Source organism: candidate division KSB1 bacterium, from assembly GCA_034506335.1.
GTDB lineage: Bacteria > Zhuqueibacterota > Zhuqueibacteria > JANLFK01 > Oleimicrobiaceae > Oleimicrobium.
This window is the reverse complement of sequence record JAPDPR010000007.1, coordinates 63,489-87,454: the sequence shown is the minus strand read 5'-3', so window position 1 is coordinate 87,454 and position 23,966 is coordinate 63,489. Positions and strand designations below refer to the sequence as shown.

Annotated in this window: 12 protein-coding genes; 11 read left to right on the top strand and 1 reads right to left on the bottom strand. The window is 57.8% G+C overall.

Annotated elements, in window-relative coordinates:
* Positions 1 to 8: 8 nt before the first annotated feature.
* Positions 9 to 1,481, bottom strand: a complete 1,473-nt coding sequence (locus ONB25_04200) for a citrate transporter (protein ID MDZ7392093.1) — start codon at positions 1,479 to 1,481, stop codon at positions 9 to 11.
* A 155-nt stretch (positions 1,482 to 1,636) separates the two neighbouring features.
* Here ONB25_04200 and ONB25_04195 point away from each other — a divergent pair, with 155 nt between their 5' ends.
* The 11 genes from ONB25_04195 (at position 1,637) to ONB25_04145 (ending at position 23,920) form a co-directional block, all read left to right on the top strand.
* A complete protein-coding gene (locus ONB25_04195) occupies positions 1,637 to 3,568 on the top strand; it encodes an FAD-dependent oxidoreductase (protein MDZ7392092.1) in 1,932 nt (643 codons plus the stop codon).
* A gap of 269 nt (positions 3,569 to 3,837) precedes the next feature.
* Positions 3,838 to 6,741, top strand: a complete 2,904-nt coding sequence (locus tag ONB25_04190; GenBank protein ID MDZ7392091.1) for a TonB-dependent receptor — start codon at positions 3,838 to 3,840, stop codon at positions 6,739 to 6,741.
* Positions 6,742 to 6,769: 28 nt separating this feature from the next.
* Complete coding sequence (locus tag ONB25_04185; protein ID MDZ7392090.1) at positions 6,770 to 8,827, top strand: hypothetical protein; 2,058 nt, start codon at positions 6,770 to 6,772, stop codon at positions 8,825 to 8,827.
* Between the two features lie 8 nt (positions 8,828 to 8,835).
* Positions 8,836 to 9,789 (top strand): PorV/PorQ family protein, encoded by a 954-nt coding sequence (locus tag ONB25_04180; GenBank protein ID MDZ7392089.1) that lies wholly within the window; start codon positions 8,836 to 8,838, stop codon positions 9,787 to 9,789.
* A gap of 96 nt (positions 9,790 to 9,885) precedes the next feature.
* On the top strand, positions 9,886 to 10,611 hold the full coding sequence (locus ONB25_04175) for a hypothetical protein (GenBank protein ID MDZ7392088.1): 726 nt from the start codon (positions 9,886 to 9,888) through the stop codon (positions 10,609 to 10,611).
* Positions 10,612 to 10,698: 87 nt separating this feature from the next.
* Complete coding sequence (locus tag ONB25_04170; protein ID MDZ7392087.1) at positions 10,699 to 11,274, top strand: hypothetical protein; 576 nt, start codon at positions 10,699 to 10,701, stop codon at positions 11,272 to 11,274.
* 20 nt (positions 11,275 to 11,294) lie between these two features.
* Positions 11,295 to 13,259: a T9SS type A sorting domain-containing protein gene (locus ONB25_04165; protein MDZ7392086.1), complete on the top strand. Its 1,965-nt coding sequence runs from the start codon at positions 11,295 to 11,297 to the stop codon at positions 13,257 to 13,259.
* A gap of 197 nt (positions 13,260 to 13,456) precedes the next feature.
* Positions 13,457 to 15,223 carry a family 10 glycosylhydrolase gene (locus ONB25_04160; protein ID MDZ7392085.1) on the top strand — a complete coding sequence of 589 codons (1,767 nt, stop codon included), beginning with the start codon at positions 13,457 to 13,459 and terminating at the stop codon, positions 15,221 to 15,223.
* Between the two features lie 5 nt (positions 15,224 to 15,228).
* Complete coding sequence (locus tag ONB25_04155; protein ID MDZ7392084.1) at positions 15,229 to 16,485, top strand: ROK family protein; 1,257 nt, start codon at positions 15,229 to 15,231, stop codon at positions 16,483 to 16,485.
* 235 nt (positions 16,486 to 16,720) lie between these two features.
* Entirely contained in the window at positions 16,721 to 22,324 is a 5,604-nt protein-coding gene (locus ONB25_04150; protein MDZ7392083.1) for a T9SS type A sorting domain-containing protein, read from the top strand.
* Positions 22,325 to 22,540: 216 nt separating this feature from the next.
* Positions 22,541 to 23,920 carry a T9SS type A sorting domain-containing protein gene (locus tag ONB25_04145; GenBank protein ID MDZ7392082.1) on the top strand — a complete coding sequence of 460 codons (1,380 nt, stop codon included), beginning with the start codon at positions 22,541 to 22,543 and terminating at the stop codon, positions 23,918 to 23,920.
* Positions 23,921 to 23,966: the final 46 nt, after the last annotated feature.

Sequence of the window (23,966 nt, the reverse complement as noted above, 5' to 3'; positions counted from 1 at the left end):
TGCTCACTCTACATGAACCGCACACTTGCTGCCAGCAGCCCAAGCCAAGCCGCACCCCACGAGTAGGGGATGGTGTTCCACAACACCTTCTGTACGTCCTGCCCCATGTGATTGGCAAGCCAAACATTGTGCGTGTTAGTGGGGTCGCTAATGCCCTGTACTTGCCCCACAGCCATCAGGACGCCCATAATCGCACCTGATGACATGCCGCTGGCAAGAAATGCCGCGGCAAGCCCATAGCCCATTCCCCAGACGTTCAGCGGACCCCGATACAAGGCAAGGGGTGCAGCCAAACCGAAAAACAGCACATAGGCTGCCGGTGAGGAAGGGACCAGGCGCGTCATGTAAGGCCGCAACAGGGCCAGCACAGGCCACTCGCCCCCCTGGTGCACCTGCCATGCGCCGGCCGGCCCCACGATAGCATTCAGCAGCATACCAATGCCAAGCATCAGCGCCACCGCAGGCATGACCACTGCCCCTCCCTCAAGCACACTGCGCACCAGCACATTGACAGAACCAGGCCGATAAGCACACACGAACGTGTACACTAGTCCGCACACAAAGGCAGAAATGAAGTTGGCGTTGAACAAGAGGATCAAAAGGAGGGGAACCAATGGAGAAATGTAGGCACCCCAAAAAGGCGCCAGACCTGTTGTATGCCGAGCGCGACGAAGTCTCCATAGCCCGGTGGCGAAAGCGAGCGCCATTAAGCCACCGATGAGGAACTCAAGGGCCCCGCCGACTGCGCGCAAGAGATTAAGTATCGAGACACGTTGAGGAAGCGGGAGCCAGTGCCAACCAGCGCCTATCCCTACTATGAGAGAAAGGGCACCGACAGCGACAAGCGCCCTGCGTCTTCCGAACTCGTGCCCTTCGCGGTACAGCTGGACAACGGTATAGGCCAAACCCACCAAGCTGGTGAGGCAAAACATGACAAGCGCAAAGGAACGGATCTTGTCGACCGGCAGCTGCAACACATCGCGATAAACCGCCCAATTGCCTGCGTTCAGCAGGCCTCCCATGCTGATGCCCATGAGGAAGACTCCGGTGACTGTGAGCGGGCCCAGTCCTACCGAAGACATGATTGGCACCACCACCGTTGCCACCATAATGATCGCGCCCAAACCGCCCAATGTGGTAAACAACAGCGTGATGAGCCCGAGCATGGTGAGGGCCACAACCAACGGGCTATCGCCGGCCAGCTCTGCCCCTTTCTTGATGAGACTGTCGGCTACGCCCGTCTTTTGCAGCAAGACGCTGAGCATGCTCCCGAACAATGCGACTGAGTAGGCATTGTGGAGTCGTAGCGCCCCCTCACCTACGACGAGCTGGACCACGTCCGCAATGTTGACTCCGGCGACAAGTGGTATGAGGAAAGCCATACAGGGCAGGCAGATGAGCGCAGGAAGCTTGCGCAAGAACATTGCTCCGGCAAAGACTATGAAAAGAAAGAGAATGCATCCAATCCTGATGGTTTCCATTGCTCCCGTTCGGTGTCTACCTGGACGCTAGCCGCCTGGCCAAATATAGCATCTTTCTTGGCATTTTGCCAGAAAAAAAAGTGTAGACCGCGCAAAGCGGTTGCCGTGGGCGCCTCGTTTTTGTATATTGAAGTGACGAGCAAGCGAGGTGCAGAGTGCGAAGCGTAGGACAGGTGAGGCAACCAGACACAAGATTTTCCAATACCGAACGCAGACGGTGCCTGGAAACAGACGTCTTGGTGGTGGGGGCCAGTACCGGTGGGGTGTGCGCAGCCATCCAGGCCGCACGGCTTGGGGTGAAGGTCCTCCTCGTGGAAGAGACTCCCTGGCTGGGGGGGATGCTGACGGCTGCAGGAGTGAGCGCGGTAGACGGCAATCACATGCTGCCCTCTGGGTTGTGGGGCGAATTCCGCGCACACCTCTATGACCACTACGGGGGCCCAGAGGGGGTCGCCACTGGGTGGGTCAGTAACACCTGCTTTGAGCCTCACGTGGGAGAGAGGATTTTTTTCTATATGGTGGCGGCCGAACCGAACATTAAAGTGGTGCACGGGTACTGGCCGACAGATGTCCTGTGCGCCCAGGGGCGCGTGCGCGGGGTACGGTTTGCAAATGACCGCGGTGAGCTATTGACGGCGCTGGCCACAATCACCATTGATGCCACCGAATACGGTGATGTATTGGCAGGTGCCGGCTGCGCCTACGATGTGGGACGCGACGCGCGTTCGGACACGGAAGAACCGGGCGCACCCGAGGTGCCTGATCCCTACATCCAGGACCTCACGTACGTAGCCATCCTGAAGGACTATGGGCAGACCTTGAGTCGTGGCGTAAGGCCACCCAAGGGTTACGATGAACAGCTCTACCTGGGTACATGCCGGGAGCTGGGCGGGGAACAAACCGATGTGCCTGACTGCGAGCGCATGCTCTGCTACGGTCGGCTGCCCTGCAACAAGTTCATGATTAACTGGCCGCACCACGGCAACGATTGTTACCTCAATGTGGTTGAACTCCCACGGGCCGCTCGCCAACGCCTTCTTCAGCAGGCGAAAAGGATTACGTTGGGATGGATTCATTTTGTTCAGAAGGCCCTTGGGTGGCGGCACCTAGGCCTAGCGGACGATGAGTTTCCAACTCGTGATCGCCTGCCTTTGATCCCTTACAATCGCGAGACGCGACGACTGCGTGGCGTGGTCCGCTTGACGACCCTGGACCTGGTAGACCCATACAACGATGCACGCAGACCTCTCTACAAGACAGCAGTCGCGGTAGGGGACTACCCGCTTGACCACCACCATGGTCGCTGTCCGATCAAGATCGAGGAACAATTCCCTCAAATCCCCGCTTTTGCCGTGCCGTACGGGTGCTTGGTCCCCAGCGAAGTAGAAGGGCTGCTGGTAGCGGAAAAGACGATTTCGGTGACCCACCTGGTGAACGGGTGTACAAGGTTGCAACCGGTGGTAATGTTGGTGGGGCAGGCTGCGGGTGCGGCTGCTGCACTATGTGTTCTTCAACGGTCCGAGCCCCGGCAGCTACATCTGCGTACCTTGCAGAGAGTGCTCCTGGATCATGATTGCTACCTCCTGCCTTTCACCGACTGTCCTGGCGCGCACCCCTATTTCGCCGCAGTGCAACGGGTAGCAGTGTGTGGTTTGATGCGCGGCAAACCCAAGCCGGATGGTTGGGCAAATCAGTTCCTTTTCTTGCCCGACGAGCCCGTGCCGCTCGATGTAGCTCAGGAGGCGATAGCTAATATTCCACTTCAGTCCGACCCCAGCACCGTCCTATCCTCTTTTGCCACGGAGCGTATTCTGACTCGGGCTGGTGCGCTCCAGGTCATGTGGAAGGCGGCTGGTGAGCCGCTTCCGGTAACTGGTTGCGCGGCCGACTTCTACGGCCTGCAAAAGGAGACTCGCCTCGCACTTGCCGTCGCGCGGGAACGGAGGTGGCTATCCGAGAATATTCTCTCTTCATGGCGGAGATTGGAAGACCCGATTACCCGCGCTGAGTTTGCCGGTCTTGTCGATGCAGTTTTCGATCCCTTCGCTTCCATTTCCGTCCAAATAGTCCCCGAGGCTCGCTCTTAGACGATCAGGTAGTCCTCGCGCGCCCCACGAGAAATCGCAGCAGGTTTTTGCTGAAGGCCGCGGCAGTCCTCCGTTGCAGGCTGGGCTGGGTCACAGGGTGAGACAGAGTCACTAGAATCGCCCGACGAGTGCCAGAATGCACAATGCTTCGCACCTTAGCACTTCTTAGGAACAAAAATCTGTAGCGCCCAGGAGATTTTGCTTGACAATTTGCTAGGAAAGACCTATCTTAGGATCGTTAAAAGTCCTTACTAACCTGGCAGCTTTCTATGGTGTGGCGCGGACTACGAAGCCTGTGCTTCATCTGCCTTGTGCTTGGTTCGGTGACCAGCTACGCCCAGTTCACGGGCAAGATCACCGGACAGGTGGTAGATGCCGAAACGGGTCAGGTGTTGGTGGGGGCCAACGTGGTCGTGGCAGGTACGTACTTGGGCGCTGCCACCGATGCGAAGGGTTGGTATGTCATCCTCAATGTTCCCCCCGGACGCCACAAACTGCAAGTATTCTATCTCGGATATGCGAAGGTCACCGTTGAGGGCGTCGAGGTCAGGATCGACCGCACGGCGCGTGTGGACGTGAAGCTGATCCCCACGGTGCTGGACCTGGGTCGGTCAGTGACCGTAACCGCAGAGAGGCCGATTGTCGAGGCCGATAAAACGGCAAGCGGAGTCCACTACGACTCACGCGAGGTGCAGACACTTCCCGTTGAGGGGTTACGCAATGTCCTAGAGCTGGCTCCAGGCATAAGTCGCAATCCCGATGGCACGATCAGCATCCGCGGGGGAGGTGCCTACGAGATTAATTACTCCGTGAACGGCATCACCAGCATGGTGACGAACACGGGAGTACCTGCTTACGGCACGGGGGGCAAGTCAGAAAACAGCTGGAAGTACGATATCAACCCGCTGGCCGTTGCCCAGATGGAAGTGATTACGGGTGGTTTCAACGCCGAGTATGGCAACGCACAATCCGGCGTGGTGAAGGTCGTGACCAAAGAAGGCGGATCGCGCTTTTCCGGTGCTTTGCAGGTGGAGTATCGCCCGCCTGGTCAGTACCACTGGGGGGACTACCTCTATTCCCGGGAGCAGTTCGAATGGCGCAAGTGGGGTGTGTTTGAGAACTGGTTGAAGGAGCCGCAATTCAAGGACCCCAGTGGCGGGGTGAACGTCGAGGAGGCGCGGCGCAACTACAGGCTTTGGGTGCGCAATCACACCCCTGCAGATGACAACATCCTTGGGGTGTATGACTATCGCAAATACCCCTACACGCGGTACCTCTTCAGCTTCGGGGGGCCACTGGGTAAGGAAGCAAACAAGATGAGTTTCTTCCTCACGGGTGAGTTGAAGAACAACCCGACGCGCTTGCCTACCCGAGAGAAAGTGCAGCGCCTTGCAAACTATTCCATTGTCCTTGCCTTCAAACCAAATTCGCAGCACAATTTCAGGTTTACCACGCTCTATCAGCATTTCTATGGGGGCATGGGTTCTGGTTCGGAGGACGTACGATGGGCCGGTTTGTGGGGCAGCTATGGTGCCAAGCGCAAGTACACGCTCATCTACGATTCCCCGCGGGAAGAATCGGTCTTCGCCCAGAGCCTCAACTACAAGCACATTTTTTCGTCTCGCGCCTTCTTGGAGGCGACCTTCACCTACCAGAATGAGATCCTCTATGCATACCAGACGCCCACTCCGGGGATAGACAAAGACGTGCAGCTTCATCCGAATCCGGCGGATCGCCAGCTCGAGGACCGTGGGCCGTGGAACGAGAAGTACCGCGAGTACTACACGTGGTCAAGCCTTTACAACCAAGCCTCCCTCACGCGCTATTACGAAGCGCGCCTCAACCTCACGCGGCAGTTTCGTACGACTAACCTTTTCAAGGCAGGTGTAGAGGCATGGCTCATGGACCAGGACTACAATGCCTCCTCCTCGCTCTGCGTGGCGGCCTTTATTTGGCGCACGGGGTTTGCCACCAACTACAAAGCCAAGACCTGGTACGCCGCGGCATACGTCCAAGATAAACTGGAATTTGCCGGTATGGTGGCAAACATCGGCATGCGAATAGACGCTTACAATTTTGGCGCAGATGTCCCCAAGGACAAGTACAATGTGTTCTATCCTGCCCTCGGCAGTCCAAGCATTGGTACCCCCGCCTGGGAGCGCTCAAGAACCTTTGTCTCGCTGTCGCCCCGCGCGGGCATTTCCTTTCCCATCGGCGACCGGACGGCTTTCCGCATCCAATACGGCCATTTCCGTTCAATGCCCACTATCAATCAAGCACTGGACAATCAGACCTACAATGGCTGGGGTAGCTACGGGAACCCGAACCTAAAGCCGAAACTGAGCATCAACTACGAAGTGGGCGTGCAGCAGAATTTATGGGATACGCACCAGTTGGACGTTGTAACCTACTACAACGATCTTAAGTACCAAATTGCACCAGTGTACATCAAGGCCAGTACCGGGAGCCAGAATAAACCCGGGGACCTCAAGGGGAGCTACATCAGCTACGAGAACAGCGGCTACGGAAGTGCGCGTGGTGTGGAGGTGAGTTTCGCGAATCGCCCAACAGGAAGGTGGAGTTATCGTCTCTCGTATACGCTCAGCCAAAGCAACTACGGCTACCATGGGGTTTACCTTCAAGCACCGGACATGACTCCGGAGCTCGAGCAGAAATACAGCTATTCGGCGAGCGATTACCTTTCTCCGGAGGACCGCACGCACCGGTTAAGCGGGGCATTGACTTACACGCTCCCTTCCGGAAGCGGTCCGCGTCTGTTTGGCGTGTATCCTCTTGCTCAGACGTCAATAGGGCTCGTCGTTATGGTCCGGAGCGGCCTACCCTACTATTGGTCACCCACATATCAGTACGAACACATTGTGGAGTCGAACCGTCGTTACCCTAGCGAGTCGCAGACTGACCTTCGTGCGGAAAAGCAGGTTACCCTCGGTCCGCTGGCTGTCACGCTTGGCCTGCGGGTACTGAATCTTTTTGACAACCAGCATTTGACGCCGATTTCTGATTCGGAGGAGTTGAACCGCTGGGTACTGAGAAGTGTGACCTACGCTGACGCTGACGACGCCCCTGATCGGGATGTGCGTCGGTACAACTATTTCCAAGTGTACCGGAATATCCCCCGCCAAGTGTTCGTGTATGCGGGCATAAGGTTCTGAGCTCAATCCAAGGAAATGTTGTAGCGCCGTGTCGCCAGGAAAACTGAACATTGTACGGCGTGTAGCTGGTAAGCTGTGGCCATGTGCCCTGCTGGTACTCGCCGTGGCGTCTTTGCCCACCTCAGTGCAAGCCCAGAGTAACCCCTACACTATCGAGTTGACCCGCGGGCGGTTGTGGCACTCGTTCTACCTATCACAAGAATGCGAACCGATGGCCGACTGGAGTAGAAAGACATATGGTTTGGACTGGCCCGGTTTTGCGAGCGAGGAGATAAAGCAGAATATTGGTGGCCACCACACCTACCTGTTGGCAGGAGGATTCTTTCTGACGGCGAAGACAGATACAGGGACGGTGTGGGGGTGGGATAATTTCGCAACTCACGGTACCGATGTGGGCATTGAAGGGGATCAATTCCGGTATCTGATCAGCAAGGACAGCAGGGGCAAGTACATTCATCGCAAGCGATGGAAAGATGGCAATTATTGGTTACAGTCGGACCCCTTCGAGGCAGAGGAGGTAATTGACACCCAGTGGGAGATGAACGGGGCCTGGTACCAACCGTGGGATAATCAGAACATGCCGGTGCTGGTGCGGCGAACAGTGCGGCAGTGGTCAGGCTCGCGCGCCGACGAGGACTATGTGATCGTCGAATACGTGGTCAAGAACACCCAGCGGCGGAAGGGTTTGCCAGGAGTGTACCTGCTTTTTACCTATGCCCTTTCTCCTAACCATCGCGGGTGGGCGTTGAGGTTTCCTAACTTCCCTGAAGGCGCGCGCAACACTCACAGTCGTTGGGCCCCGGAGCGGCGTCTTCTGGTGGCCTGGGCGGGCGACTTCACCCCCACACTCGGCAGTGACGAATCCTTCGATTTTCTGCAAGAACGAGTCTATGATCCGGTGCAAGGTCGTTCAGTGGTCAGCTCGCGTTTTCTCGCGCCGGGCTTCATCGGCATCAAGTTCCTGCATGTGTCCCCGGACAGCACTGGGCAAGCCAACCGTATCAATGGCTTTGCGTGGTCTGCGGCTCCGCCCACCAACGACCACTCAGGGCCATTTCTAGGAGTAGCGGGCCTGCCCAGCAAGTATGCGGCAATGGCCAATCCACTGCTTCTCTCCGAGGCGTTCGACGACCCCGCTGACCCGCGTATGGGGCAGAATCGGCTGTATGCCAACTTCTCACTCGGGCCCTACTACTTGAGCCGAGGGGATTCTATCCGAGTGGTAGTGGCAGAGTTTGTAGGTGGCATGCCCTATGAGCAAACAGAGAGCAGCCAGTTCACACCCGACAACCTCCGCGCTGCCGGCGATTCAGCAATCGCGTACCTCGAGCAACGGGTGAGCTTCAACTATCTGCATCACTACACTGTACCTATGCCACCGCCGGCACCACGATTCATCGTCTACCCTGTGCAAGAAGGTGGCCGCGTGGGCAACGTCATTTCCTTTGGCGCAGAGGTGGAGTCCATTCCTGATCCTCACCAGGGAGTGCCCGACGTTGCCGGATATCGCATCTATCGCTCGGGCCGCTACCCATTTGGTCCATGGAAGATGCTGGCGGACATTCCAGTGGGAGACCCGCATTTCTTCAACGCTGACTCTCAGCGCTACATCTACCTGGATGAGGACGTAGCGTTGGGCTATGCCTTCTACTATTCGGTGACGTGCTACGACCACGGCTGGCCCGCATGGGCTGTGGACCCCAGTTACGAAGTACCGCCGTTGGAATCCTCCATTTTTGCCAATCGCATGCGCGAACCTTTCTACACTACGCTTCGCCCAACAGAGAAGCGACTTGACCGGGTGACGGTGGTGCCCAATCCCTTCTATCGTAGCTCCGGATTCGAGCTTGCCGGAGACGTTAAGCTGATTCAATTTGTGAACCTCTCGGAGGAGTGTACCATCAAAATTTTTACTGTACGTGGAGACCTGGTGAAGACGATCCATCACGCCGACCCTTCCTCGGGCGTCGCTTTCTGGAACCAAATCAGCGACTATGGTCAGTACGTGAAGAGCGGCATGTACTTCTTCCAGGTGACAAACAAGCACGGTGAAGTGAAGTGGGGCAAGTTCGCCATCATCAACTGAGGGTTCCCATGCCGGGTGCAAAATGGACACTGGTGCTGTGGGTGGTTGGTTGTGTCGCCGCAACGGCGCAAGAGTTCGAAAAGATCGGCACCACCGGTTTTACCTTTCTTGAAGTGCCAGTCTCCGCCAGAGTGTTGGCGCTTGGCGAAGCAGGCTCGGCCCTCTCCGATGCCGGCGCGGAAGGCATTTATTGCAATCCTTCTGCCGTTGCCTGGCAGGATGCCCGTTGGGAACTGCACCTGGCCCACACCTCCTGGTACGTGGGGACTACGCTGCAGGGGGTGGCGGTGACCTGGGGGCGGGGTAAGTTCGGTACCATCGGTTTCCATGTGCGCCATTTCGATTTTGGCAAGATGGAGCGTACCACTAACCCGACTGCTGACCAGGCGGGTTCCTACATCAGTTTGGGAACCTATTCCGCCGGTGCTTATGCGGTGGGCTTTACTTATGCGCGTGCCCTCACTGACAAGTTTAGCTTTGGGGGCACGATCAAGTATGTGCGGGAAACGATCGACGTATACAGTGCAGACAATGTGGTGGCCGACCTTGGTTTCCTGTACCACACCGGTTTTCACACCTTGCGCATTGGTGCCTCGCTCCACAATTTTGGCTTGGACAGCAAGTATGCCGAGGAAAAGTTCAAGATGCCACAGATGCTGCGCATGGGGTTGGCGGTAGACGTGCTGGCTTCTTCTGCAAGGGACAACTATCTTGCGCTTATGGCAGAGGCCGCTCACCCCAACGACGCAAGCGAGCGGCTTCATGTAGGCTTGGAGGGGGGCCTTGGTGGGGTAGGGGTTGTTCGTGCCGGATACAAGTTTGGGTATGCGGACGAGGGACTTTGCCTTGGCGGCGGCGTGCGTCAGAAAATGTATGGGATGCGTCTGGCGCTGGACGTTGCGTGGATGGAACACGCAAGTCTGAACACCGCGCTTCTGTATTCGGTAGCAGTGGAGTTTTGACAAATGGGCCGTCGTTGCCCTGGTGGTCGGACTATCTTGTTTGTGAGCCTGGTTGCCTTGGGCAGCACAGCCCCAGGCAGGGCGCAGGAGGGAGGTTTGAGCCTGCGGCTGGCTGGCTCAATACAGAGTCACACTGCAACCTACAAGGCGCGGCGTGCAGCCGGGATTGGAAGCGATTTGCAGATGGCGTTCGGTGTGCGTGGGGGTCTTCACCTAAAGCTCGGCGTGGGGTATGATTACCTCTGGCTTCGGCAAAGGGATGTTTTGGATGAGTGGGAGTGGGACTACTGGGAAAAGACTTACATTGATTTCCTTCCCGGGGCCAAGGCGCAGCGTGTCAATCAGACGCTGCGCTACACAAGCGCGGACAGCATTTATTCGGCAGTGTTTCATCCCAGTCAGCAGCTCAAGGAGTTGCGCTTGCTGGTGGGTTTGGAGCAGGTGATTCCGGTGAGCGCTCGATGGAGCTTGGGAGCAGGATGTGCCATCGGCGTAGACCTCTTCTACCGAGAGTTGGAGATGCGTGAGGATTGGACGAAACGATTCAATGTGGATACCACCTCCGCTGACCTCGACTATGAGTTCAGATATCGGCTCCTTCACTTTGCGCCCACCCGCAAAGGGGCAAGTCTTTTCGTCTCGCCGTCGCTTGCCGTGCGAGCGAGTCTCACGCCTGCTATAGACATCGGGGGTGAAGTAGCTTACATTCGCTATTTCCCTCGGGATCAGTACATGGGCCTACGCCTGTCTCAACACGGGGCCAGGTGGTTGCCGTTGAAAGCAAAGGTTGTGGGTGGTGTTTCTGTGACCTTCAAGTACTGACAGAGGTTCCTCATGCCTGGTGCCCACCGTTCCCTATGTGTTGCCTTATTCGTAGCGTCATTTGCTGGTCTCGCGCAGGGCCAGCAAGTGGGACAATGGCACACGGGGACCTGTCTGAGCTACTCCGCGCCGGTTGGTTCCTTGCATCAATGGTTCTTGCCGGCACCCAATGTGGAAATAGCGATCGGGCAGCGGCTCGATGAGCATTGGACGGTAGCAGGGGGTCTGGAGCTTGCACGCTACGACCGCGAAGCTCTTCGTGGGTATGCCGCAGGCAGGCTGGAATTGTTGCTTGAGCATGTGGCAGCGCTGGTTGTGGGGGAGTTTCAGTTTACCCAGCGGGGGCCGATGTTCCCTTTTCTCATGGTGTCAGGTGGTGTGTACCAATGGAAAGGTGTGCGTGGTGCGGTGCCAGCAGATTCTACGGTCACGCCATTTCTGCCCGCTATCGCTGAGCGTAAGCTGCACAGCACTAACTGGGGTCTGCGTGTGGGACTGGGCCTAAAGACACCAGCTTGGCACCGCGTTGGGCTCGAGGCCCGAGTCTGGTATCGGCTAGTGCTGGGAGACCTTTGGCCTACCATGCAACCGCACATCGAACTTGAAGGCGTATCTGGATTCCAGACCATAAACGCTTCTATCGGCGCACGCTTCTTTTTCTGAAAGGGAAGCAGGAGGTAACCATGGCGCGGCTCGTGAGTTTTGTCTTTGCCCTTCACCTGCCGATTGTACTAATGGCTCAATACCCGGTGAGGTGGGCCACTTCGCGGTATATGAACCCGGCCAGCGATGTTACGCGCTCGCTGGCGTATCGCCGGCAGACCGATCATGTGCTAGTGGCCACGCGCAGGTGGGGTGTTGGAATTGTTGCTTTGAATGCTGCAACCGGCGACTCGGTAGGAACGCTGGACACACAGATTGTCGGCGGAGGGACGTACCCCATCAACATGGTCGCCGTCGCCGAAGATGGTACCATATATGCCTCCAATCTGTGCGCGCCGCTCTATACGCCGGGAGCACGTGTGCGCATCTACCGCTATGCAGATGAAGCAGCCCCGCCCGAGCTTGTTTTCGATGACCCGCTGGACGGTGGTCGTTACGGGGATTCCTTTGCCGCCATTGGCGGTGGAGTGCCGCGTTACGTCTACATCTCCGGTATGGGCAATCAGAAGATAGCGGTTCTGCGGGACGATGGCGGCTCCACGCTGGCACTGGACCACTACATCCCACTGCCAATGCCCGGTGCGGCACGCCACGGGATATCGCCCACTGCACCACATGGGCCAGTGTGGATCAACGGGGCTGATGTTGGCTTTCCCCCTCCCCAGCTCATCGCGGACGACGGCACGGTGATCGCCGTGGTCCCGGACACGTTGGCCTCCAGAGGCGGGACCTCCACAATTTTGCACATGATCCTGGGCAAATATCGGCTCATCGCCCTCACCAACGCTTGGGCGCTGTCCGTTCGCTGCGTGCGCTACTTCGAGGATGAGCTCGGTACCATCACCTTCGACTATTTCGGTGCCAATTCTGACTCCATCCCTTTGCTTTACAATGGGACTACGTTTGTCAACAATGTCAATGCAACCAATTCGCTTGCCTATGACAGCAAGCGCCATTCGCTTCTCACGCTCTTTGGTTTCAATAGCATCGCCTCTCTTAGTCTTGATTCGCTCCTCAAAGCCAGCACACCTCGTTCGGAAGAGATGACGGTGACCATCGACGGCAAGAACGACTTTTTCCCCACCGATCGGGTGGGGCGAAGCAACGGCAGGGATATGTACCTGACCTGGTCTGCGGGCAAGGTGTTTATCGGCATCACGCAGCACACGCTGGTCGATCCTAGTCTGACAAATCGTTTGTATGTTGCCTTTGACACCGATCCGTACGGGGCCGGCGGCTCAGCCTCGCCTCCTGAAGATGCGGGTGGCGTGGCAGCGCTCCCTTTCCTCGCAGATGTGGTGTACATGGTGGAATCGTGGAACCAGCCAGATTACATGGTGGGAAACATCTACAAATGGGACGGAACCCGCTGGACGCACACCCAATTCGACGGCAACATGGCCTCCCAAGGTGCACTCGCCTATGCGGATGAAGGGCCGGATCGACTGGCAGAACTGGCGGCGATCAGGAACGCCGCCGGCCTTGGAACCGCCTTTACCAGCCTCAGTATCATGGCGTATGTGGCGCAGAGCGGTGCCGGTGGGGAAGTGCTTTGCGCCTTCCCGGAGGTCAACCCAGTGGGACGAGGTGTTGGATTCACGCACTACTTCTTTGTTGACAGTCTGGGCAGCGGAATGTTCCCCACTGACACGGCTCATGTCCATGTGAGGAGCCGACCGACGGGTGTGAGCGGTGACAAAGGAACGCCGATGGTCCCTGCGTGCCACCAGCTGGCGCAGAACCATCCGAATCCATTCAATCCGAGCACGCAGATCTCGTATGTTCTCGCCCAGCAAGGGAGAGTACGGCTGGAAATCTTTGACCTCCAGGGGCGCGTGGTTCAAACAGTGTTCGAAGGGAGGCAGGAGGCCGGGTCGCACCGCGTAACTGTCCAAGGCAGTTTGCTAAGCTCTGGCGTATATTTGTACCGACTGAGTGTGGACGGGAGGGAGGTGGCGACCAGAAAGATGGTGGTGGTCCGTTGATGAAATGAGATGGCGCGGCTGAAGGGCGAAATGCTTATCGAATGCGGCGCTCGTAGGATTGGGCGCCGCACCGGAGCAAGATCCACACTGAGCACAGGAAAGTGAAAGAGATTGTCAGAACAACGACGCTTTGTTTGTTGCTGACCTTTTTGTCCTTGCTCCAAGAGGCACGCAGTGGAGAGGCAGAGCTGCGTGGTGTGTGGGTAGCGTGGGCAGGCTCGAGTGTCCCCGCCAAAGAAAGAATCGCGGCCATCATGGACAACGTCGCAGCCGGCGGCATGAACGCGGTGTACGTGGATGTGTGGCGGTATGGCTTTCCCTATTTCCGCAGTCAGGTGTTTCGGAAGCTGACGGGTTTGTACACGGATCCTGCACTGCCGGAGGGAAGAGACGTGCTTGCAGAAATGATCGCCGAGGGGCACCGAGTCGGCCTGCACGTTCACGCGTGGTTTGAGTACGGGTTTGTGGCCTGTCAGGGAAGCAATGACCATCTCTACCGGCAACGGCCCGACTGGTTCGCCAAGAGGCGCAACGGCAGCATACTGTTCAATGGTGAATATCAATACAAGTGGCTCAGCCATTGCAACCGGGAGGCGCAACAATTCCTGGTCTCCTTATGCCTGGAAGTCGCCCGTAACTATGACGTAGACGGCATCCAACTCGACAGAATCAGGTACCCAGAGTTGGACTGCGGGTATGACGAGGCCACGGTTGCCCTGTATGCAGCTGAGCACAACGGAAGCCCGCCGCCGCAAAACCCAGCTGACCCGCAGTGGATGAGGTGGCGTGCTAACAAGCTCACTTCGTTCGTCGCTCTTCTGTACGACTCGCTCAAGCAGGCGCGGCCAGACCTCCCAGTGAGCAGCACCCCAATCGTATACCCTTACGGGTATGACAACTTTTGTCAGGACTGGCGTCCATGGTTTAATGAGCACCACTTGGACGCAATTTCTCCGCAAGTCTATCGCGCCACCGACGCTATCTACGCCTCTGAACTCGACCTCCAACTGTCGCATGTGCTGGACAGGTCATACTTCTATCCGGGCATCACTTCGGTTTTCGAGCAGTACCTTTTGCCGACCGAACAGCTGGTGTCGATGATCCGAATAACCCGCGGCAAAGGTCTGCGAGGGCACGTGGTCTGGTTCTACGACACGCTTGCCGATGACCTGCCAGCCTTGGCTGCAACAGTCTATCAGGAACCGGCGGGGGTGCCGGGCATGCCGACAGATTGGCGCCAACCCTCTATCATCGTTAACGAGGACGATTCGACGGTAACGCGCACCGGGACTTGGACCAATTACACTGGAATCGCTGGATTTCGTGGCGGCTGTCTGTACACAAGCGCTAGCCCTGAGGCCTCAATTGAGTATTGGGCCACCATTTCGCACCCTGGGTGGTATGAGGTTTATGCGTTTATCCCCTACCACTGGAATGCGGCCAGGGAGGCTCGATACCAAGTGAGGTATTCACAAGGGGTGGACACAGTGGTGGTAAACCAAGGTCTCGCGAGCAACGCGCGATGGTACAAGCTAGGAGACTACCATTTGGCCGCCGGCAGCAGCCCTGTCGTCCGACTGACAAATGAAAGCGTGGGCACTCGCTACCTCTTTGCCGATGCCGTCATGCTATGCAATAGCAACCGCGCCGCCCGGCTGGAAGCTGGCGCGCGGCGATCAAAGGGAACGCAAACGAGTGGTACGCGCTTTACGCTGAGCAGCTATCCCAACCCTTTTCGTGAGAGCACCGCTATAGCACTCCAGGGAGGCGCACCAGAGGGGACGTTGCTATGCATTGTGGATGTCCAAGGGAGATGTGTGGCTCGAGTGCAAGTCAAGGGCGGAGAGGGGGGCAGTCGGACGGTGCGTTTTCATGCTGGAGATCTCCCCAGTGGTATCTACTTCTGTCTCCCCGGCGAGCCTGGAAAAGAGGCCGTGGTGCACAAGATGGTGTTGTTAAGGTAGGGACGGTGGATAGGGCAGACATTAGGCTGATCAGGAAGCTCAATGAGATTAGGCTCCTGACGTTGCTCCGGGACTACAGTCCCATCTCCCGCAACGATTTGGCGCGGCGTGCTCACATTTCGAAAGTAGCTGCATCGGATATCGTAGCCAGGCTTGACCGGGCCGGCTTCATTATGACTGTAGGCAAGGGCGAAACCACCCGGCGAGGGGGAAAACCGCCGATTCTTCTCAAGCTCAATCCTGAGGGTGGCTATGTGGTGGGGGTCGAGATCAAACGGCGGCGATCCGTGGTAGCCTTGGGCAATGTGGAGTCGAGGGTGTTGGGATGGAAGGAGGCCACGTACCCTCCAGATTCGCCCATGCAGAGTGTCCTGAAGGCACTCTTTAGTGCCGTTGATGCTCTGTTGGCAGAGCACGACGTTCTGCCGGAGCGCTTTGTCAGCATTGGCATTGCCATCCCTGGCATTGTTGACTATCGGACGGGGCGATTGAGCTACGCCGATACCTTGCGCGGTTGGGCCCGGAAGCCCCTGGCAGAGCGTTTTGCCCGTCGCTACCGGGTGCCAGTGATAGTGGAAAACGACGTGAACGTCATGGCGCTGGGAGAGAGCCTTCTCGGTGCCGGGCGGGGCGTGGAGAACATGGTGTACCTGTGGATTGGAGAAGGTATCGGTGCAGGGATCATTGTGGATGGTCAGCTGGTACGGGGTGAAGCCGGCAACGCAGGTGAGATCGGCTATCTGGAAGTGGGGCACATCCTGGCCCACTCAGGACGCCTACGCCGCCTCTACAGGGGGCAACGTTTCTTCGGCGACCTCCTTGGTGAGTCTAACCTGGTTGCCGCGGTGGCAAGGGAAGTGGAAGAAGCGATCCCGAAAGGGCAGACGGACGAAGATTACCTGTGCTCCTGGCTGAAGGCAGGCGATCTGGGTGATGCTCGCGTGCGCGACTGCCTCGATGAGTATGCGTATGGGCTTGCCGCGCTTTGTATGACGGTGGTGAAAACGCTGAATCCCACACTCATTGTGCTGTCGGGCAGAGTCGTGCATCATTCCAAGTATCTCGTTGCGAAGGTGCGGTCAATTCTGCGGGAGGAAATGGCCAACATACCCTTTCGGGCAAGCACAGTCACCGTGAGCACTTTGAGGGGCGAGGCAGGTACAAGGGGTGCTATTTCATTGGCCTTGCTCAGCATTTTCGAGCCGCCCATGGTGGCCAGTCGTAACCATCAACAACTGCAAATGGCGAAATTTTGTGCTTGACTTTTTGCTGGCGTTGTGTTATACTGATGTGCGCCTTTCGTGTATTGTTCCTGCGCAGGCTTTTGCAAAGAAGGGAGGTGGTTGGCTGAGAACAATACGGAGCCACAAGTACAGGGACCAAGTCGGAAAGGAGGTGAGCGGCGAAAGAAGACGTAGGGGAAGAACTCTGTACGGTGCTGTGAAGGGGGAACGAACCGATGTGGGTTTTTGTCTCTTGTCCAACTGAGGAGGCAGTATGAGGAGGGTTTTGGCCGCTGTACTGCTCACGGTCGTGGCAGCCACCATGGCGTTTGGTGGTAAAGAGCTTACCACGGTGTGGGAGCGCAGTGTGGCAAAGGCTACCATGCCACCGTGGTTTGACACGGCCGGCCACTTTACGCGCGGCTTCGACTATGGTAAAGTGGACGGCCACGACCGACTTTACGTGGTGAGTCGCTTTGGTGGGAGCTTCATCTACATCTTGGATGCGGCCACCGGCGACTCGCTGGGCATGCTGGACAACCGGGGACTTGCTGGGGGCACATATGTGGTCTCTGACGTGGGCGTCTCAGCAGACGGCAAGATCTACGTGTGCAACCTGGCATTAGGGGGCACCTTCAAAGTCTACGTCTACAACACAGAAGCGGATTCTCCAAGAGTGGCGATCACTTACGATGCCACCGGCAAGAGGCTGGGTGACAAGATCACCGTCACCGGTTCTGCTGCCGACAACTCGCTGGTCATTTGGGCAGCCTCCGCAAACTCCAATCATCTGGTCAAGTTCACCACCGCCGACGGTGGGGCCACTTTCACACCCACGGTGCTAGATATTGGGAACACCGGTGGTAGTGCCTCAGTAGGGCCATTGCCTGACGGGAGCTTCTACTGGAACGCTGGCGGGAAGAGCGCCATGAAGTTCACCGCTGAAGGCGTACCAATCGGCACAGTGCCCGGCAGTGTGGTAGCTACTGGCTCAAACGCTATCCGCTATATTGGCACGGATGGCCGGGATGAGTTCTTCATTACGTTTCAGTTTGGCGCGGGCAATGAGAACGCCCGGGTGGTGAGAGTGCCCGGTGGGGACCCGACTGCTGCGGAGACCTACTCGCTCACCCCGGTTCTGGGCACAAACGCCAACCCCAATGGCACCGGAGATGTAGCGGTGCAGGACCTCGGGGGCGGAAAGTACCGGATTTACGTGCTCAGCACGAACAATGGACTAGGGGCGTATGAAATTAATACCAACTTTCTCAAGGGCGTCTACTACGTTGGCGCACCGGGTACCAAACCAGGAGGCGGTGACCCCGACTTTGCCTCGCTCAAGGCCGCGTGCGATGCGATTAACCAGCGCCTGATTATGGGCGACTGCGCGTTTCTTGTCACCAGCGACCTGGTGGAGCCGGTGAACGTTGCTCTTGGCGTAGATGCTGCACCTTACACGGTGACCATCAAGCCCGCACCAGGTGTGACGCCGACCATCACTTTCACGCAGACTACTGATGCGCCGGCTAGTGGCATCTCGGGTGCGTGGGTGATAGGGACGAAGGATCTGACAACGACTGCGGGTTTGGTCCGGACCACCAATGTAGTCATCGATGGGAGCAACCAAGAGGGCGGAACTACCAGGGATATGCTGGTGACTACCGCTGCAAATGCGCATGGCAACGCCACGCCTCTGCGCCTCATTGGCGACGTGAACAATTCGGTGGTGAGGAACCTCCGGGTGGTAGCCCAGCAAAGTGTCACCTATGCGGTGCTCCTTACGTACCGCTATGATAGTGCCCAGGACAAGTTCTTCTTGCCGGATACGGTCACGGTGGAGAACTGCGAGATCATCAACACCCTCAAAAGCTCCGCGCAGGGCCTGGCGGTTTCGACCTATGGAACACCTGGTGCCGGGGTGACTGCGCAGTCGATGAAGGGCATTGTGTTCCGAGGCAACAAGATCGAGGCCAAGACGCGCGGCATCTTTTTGAACTGGGCCGGCTGCACCGACATCGTGGGGAACGAGATTTTCGTGAACCAGACAAACGCCGGCTTCATGAGCTTCGGCATTTTTGGTTACACCATCGCAAGTGCCACCGATACCATCAACGTTCTCAACAACAAGATCGTGCTCTTGTCCACGGCTAACAACACGGCTGGGGACTATGGAATCATAGGCATCCAGTGCGGGAGCAAGGGCACCTACAACGTCTACAACAACTTCATCACCGGGTTCGACGCCACCACCACGGCAGCCAATCCCAACCTGAAGATGATCGGCATTCGCCTCGCCACCGAAGGTGTGGTGTCCAATGTGTTCCACAACACCATCTATCTCCGCAATTTGGGCATCGTGCCTGGTTCTGGCGTGGTGTTGTACACGGGCTTGGAGATCTCCAACGGCATCAATACGGTTATGAACAACATTATTTACGATGCCGAGGGCGATTTCAAGACCTACGCTATCTACCGCAGCGGTACCGCAGGCACCCTGGATGCCAACTACAACAACTACTATGTGGCGGACACCACCAACGCCCGAACGGGCTTCTGGAACGGCACCGATGCGACCACGCTGGCTGCGTGGCAGGCACTGTCCGGGCTCGACGCCAATTCCGTGGCCAAAGCCGTGGAGTTGGTAAGCGAGTCGGACCTGCATCTTACCGGTGCGTCCGTGGGCGATTTTGATTTGGCGGGTACTCCCATTGCCGGGGTCGCCACCGATATTGACGGTGAGGCAAGGTCAACCACCTACCCATATATGGGTGCCGACGAAGGCGCAGTCCCGCTCCAGCCACCCACGCGTCCGCTGACGGTAGCCGAGGCCCGGGTCGATGCCGATGGCGACTTTAGACCGGATCTCCTTGGCCAAGAGGTGACCTTGCGCGGCGTCATCAACTCGCCGAACTTTGGCACTCGGGCGCAGTACTACATGCAAGACCCCGGGAGCGCGGGCATCGTGCTGTACTCGGGCACGGTGAGCCTGAACCTGAGGGTGGGAGACCTTGTCGAAGTCAAGGGCAGGATCGACCAGTACCGCGGCATTACCGAGATCGTGCCGGCGTCGGCCAGCGACGTCACCGTGGTTGACAGCGGCATAGTCTTGACGCCAAAGCTGATCACCATCCGCGACCTGAACGAGGAAAACGAGGCGCTGTTGGTGCAGCTCAACAACGTCTGGATTGTCAACCCGCAGGCGTGGCCTCCCGAAGGCCAGAACAGCAGCAGCACCAACCGGGTGTTGGTCACGGATGGGGTGGACACCACCTACATTTTCATCGACAAGGAGACTGACCTTGATGGGTGGACGCCCCCAACCGGGCCGATGAACCTCATCGCGTTGTGCGACCAGTACACGACCTCGGCGACGCGCTACGACGATGGCTACTCCCTGCGTGGGCGCTTCCGGGAGGACTTTATGCCTCTCCCGCCTGTGGTCTACGAGCTTCCGATCTTCGAGGGCGCCACGAACGGTACCTTTGACTTGAATTGGGAGTTCAATGCCCAGACTGGTGGAGCAACCCTTGAGGTCGCTGACTCCACTGCCAGCGCCTGGGGAAGCCACGTGATCGTCTTTACCGACTCGGGCTACACAGGCATCGCGCACGTGAAGAACGCGCTCTTCAAGGACTACACCATCTCCGCCGACATTTACCTGGTCGGGCCCCCGGATCCGGTGTTCCCGCTCTATACCGGCCTGGCGATCAAGTCAGCGCACGATGAGTTGAAGTACTACCGGGTGGTGTTCCGCAACTCCACGGCGAGCGATAATGGCCAGATCCGTCTGCAGGGGTACGATGGCGCCAACTGGCACATCAGCAAGTACTGGAACCCTGGCGTGGACTTTCCGGCACTGCAGACTGGTTGGCATAACTTCAAGGTCACGGTCATCGGCAACCTGTTCTGGGTGTGGATCGACGGTATGCTGTTGCCTGGCTGTCCATATGCGGATACCAACCCGTTCTTGACCGAAGGTTACCCGGGCATCTACGTCTACAATACCACGACCAGCACGGTGGTTTTTGACAACTTCTCTGTCACCGAACCCGTGCTGCCTGTGGAAGTGGCCACCCAGCTCACGCCGTTGTGGGCGAAGACCCAAGCAGCTGGCACCATCCCTGCATATTTCGCCGCCGCCAACTATACGCGTGGCATGGCCTACGGTAAGGTGAACGGCAACGACCGGGTCTACGTCGTGACGCGTGCCGGTATGCCACATCGGGTGGTCATCTACGACGCGTTCACTGGCGATAGCCTTGGCGTGATGGAAGCTCCGCAGCCGCCGGTGGGCTTTTTCCCGGTCAATGCGGTGGATGTGTCAGATGACGGCGTCATCTTTGTCTGCAATATGACGCTGGACGCGGCGGCCACGCCGTTTACGGTGTATCGCTGGGATAGCGAGACGGCCACGCCGACGACGGTGATCAGTTTCACCGGAACCTCGGGCCGTATGGGAGACATGATCAGTGTGTACGGCAAGGCCAGCGACAATACCCTGACCATTTACGCGGGCGTGGCGAACAGTGACCGCTACGTCAAGTTCACCACCTCCGACAACGGCCACTCCTTCACCGGCCAGGTCATTACACTGGGCTCTGGCGGATCCTTCAGCACCCTGCCCAACATTGCCCAGGCCAGTGACGGGTCCGTGTACGTCAAGTCGTACGGGAGGCCACTGGTGCACCTGCAGGCCGATGGGTCGGTGATTGACACCTTGTCCACCACGGTCTTCCCGACTGGCGCGAGCAAGATCAAGTACTTTGAGCACGGCAAGCACAAAGCGATCGTCGGGTACATTCCGGACCTGCGTGGCGAGGGAAATGCCGAGAAGCTGATCGTGGTGGATGTGGCCTGGGGAGACGACCTTGCCCGCCAGATCGCCTTCTCGCCCTCTATTGGTCGTACTTCCAACCTTAATGGCACAGGTTCGGTGGACGTGGCCCAGGTTGACGCCAATACGATTATCTACTACATTCTTGGCACCAACAACGGGCTTGCCGCGTTCTCCAGCAATCCGAACTTTGTGGTGCAGCGCCTGGATACGCTGTTCTACGGCAACACCCCAACCCTTGCGCCCAACCCCTACGGCTCAGGGTGGATTGCCGGTACCAACAGCTATGGCGACATTGGCAAGTACCAGCGGTTCGACTTCAAGGCCGGTGACGAACTCTTCGGCTTCCGGTACTACTTCGGGTACAAGGAGGTCGTGGACACACCGGATACGCTCACGCTGGTGGTCAGGACCGTTGCGGCCAACGGCGCCCCGGATTCGCTGCTTGCCTCACTAGTGACCACAACGGATGTGTTGGACACCACGCGTGCCGGGAACCTGTTCTTCCTCAGCACGCCGCTCCGCCTCAAGGGGCCGGTGTTTATCGGCTTCGAGTGGCCCACCACGGCGAACGACGCATTCGCGATTTTCATGGACAAGGACGGCGAGGGCAACGGTGCCAACAGGGCGTGGGAGCGCTTCAACGATGGCTCCTACAACGACTTTGGCACCACGCTCAACCCAACCTTCTCCTGGAACATAGACGTCGACCTGTGGATTGCGGCCTACTACAAGAAGGCCATCGAAGTCTCTGTGGAAGAACTGGGGGCGGCACTGCCCACAAGCTTCGAACTGACCCAAAACTATCCGAACCCCTTCAACCCGACCACTACCTTCCGCCTTGCGTTGCCGAAAAAGTCTGAGGTGAAGGTGACTGTGTACAACATGCTTGGCCAGCGTGTGGCCGAGCTGTTCCACGGGCACTTGCCCGCTGGGGTGCACACCTTTACCTTTGACGGCAGAGACTGCGCAAGCGGCGTCTACTTCTATCGGGTCGAGGCGGGCGATTTTGTCGGCATTAAACGGATGGTTCTGGTGAAGTAGAACCGCAGGTGTTCATCGATCGAGGGAGACATCGGTGCGAGCCGATGTCTCCCTTGTTTTTCGGGAGGAGTGCCGCGGATGGCAGTCAGTAGGGCCGGAGAGTGCATGACCCCTGTCTCTTGCCAGCAGGTCCATGGCGCGAAGACTTGGTGCTGCTCGCCGGCCTGGACGCTGGAGGAGGTTTGACTCGGAATACCTCCCATTGGAGGTTACGCTATGAAGCCACGAGTCTTGTGTGTCGTCGCCGCGGGGCTAGTGTTGTGCCTCGGCATTCGCGCTTGGGCGCAGGAGCCCTGGGTCTATCAGCCTCACCTGGATATCCGTTTTCCGCAACCGGACTCGTTAGTCCACCCCTACCTCTGCACATTTGATAGTCATGACAACCTGTGGGTGATTTCAAGTTCGGCAGCCACACCCGGTGCCATGAATGCTTTGTTCAAAGCGAGCCCTGGTGATACAGTGTTCACCTTGGTCGTGGACTACACCACAGACTTGAACATTGAATCAACGCGGGGGATCACCGCTATCGGGGATACCATCTATGTGGTTTCGCGCATGCCAGGGACGCCCACGCCTTCCTTGGCCATCATGTACGAGTACCTGGACGGCGACCCGCAGCAGCGCAACGCTTACTCTGGCTCGGGCTATGGTACCTGGGTTTTGGGGTTGTCGGCGAACAGGGACAAATACATTTACGCGTCTGTCTCCTTTCGCACCTCGATCCGCGTGTACAACATGACGGACCAAGCTTCGCCGCGCGGATACTGGGTGCCCATTTTGCCCATCGAGTATCATCCGTCAGAGCCGGGCGGCCACGATGGGACCGGCCGGAGCATCATCCGCGACGTCGCGGTGATTCCTGGCGCCGACTATTCGTTGACGAACACGCCGTTCTATACCTCCCGCAACAGCGACTCCACGGGCCGCATGGGTGGGGTTGCCGTGTGGACCGGGGGCACGCAGACTGACCCGAAAGGGTATGTCGGGCAAAGGGTCACGGATGTAGCTGCGGATCTCTCTTGGCTGTGGTGGACTCCCTATGGCCTCTGTTGCGACCGGAGTGGCAACCTCTATGCGTGTGGCACAGATACCACGCGACGCTGGGTTAAAGTGTTTTCGGTGATGGGGAACTTTGCAGTAGAATTCGAGGAACTCCCTGCCCGTTTCAGTTCGTCTCGCCGCGACCCGAGCGGTGCCCCAATGCTGGAGCCAACGGATGTAGCGTTGAGCAGTGACGAAAGATCCGCCTACGTGATCGACGGAAGGGCCCGTCGTGCATTCGCCTTCAGGAGGGGCGGCACAAAGGTAGCCCCCGCACTCCATGGAGCACCGAAGTCGTGCGATTTGTTGCAGGTTTATCCGAACCCCTTCAACGCGGACACGCGCTTAAGGTTCGAATTGGCAGAGCGTCAAGCCGTGCGGTTGAAGGTGCTCAATGCCAGGGGTGAGGTAGTGCAGGTTCTTCTCGATGGAGTGCTGGAAGCGGGACCGCACGAAATGAGGTTCTCAAGTGAACAGCTGGCCACAGGAGTCTACCTAATCCAGCTTCGCGGTCAAAAACTATTGGCAACTACCAAGGTGGTGCTCCTCAAGTGAAGTGCCCCAGGGTTTGCGACATTTGGGGGGTATGGGCGTGTGTGTT

What these genes read in the sequence shown, in the direction of transcription:
- ONB25_04165 (MDZ7392086.1), top strand. Translation starts at nt 11,295, where the DNA reads ATGGCGCGGCTCGTGAGTTTTGTCTTTGCCCTTCACCTGCCGATTGTA.
- ONB25_04150 (MDZ7392083.1), top strand. Translation starts at nt 16,721, where the DNA reads ATGAGGAGGGTTTTGGCCGCTGTACTGCTCACGGTCGTGGCAGCCACC.
- ONB25_04145 (MDZ7392082.1), top strand. Translation starts at nt 22,541, where the DNA reads ATGAAGCCACGAGTCTTGTGTGTCGTCGCCGCGGGGCTAGTGTTGTGC.
- ONB25_04180 (MDZ7392089.1), top strand. Translation starts at nt 8,836, where the DNA reads ATGCCGGGTGCAAAATGGACACTGGTGCTGTGGGTGGTTGGTTGTGTC.
- ONB25_04200 (MDZ7392093.1), bottom strand. Translation starts at nt 1,481, where the DNA reads ATGGAAACCATCAGGATTGGATGCATTCTCTTTCTTTTCATAGTCTTT.
- ONB25_04190 (MDZ7392091.1), top strand. Translation starts at nt 3,838, where the DNA reads ATGGTGTGGCGCGGACTACGAAGCCTGTGCTTCATCTGCCTTGTGCTT.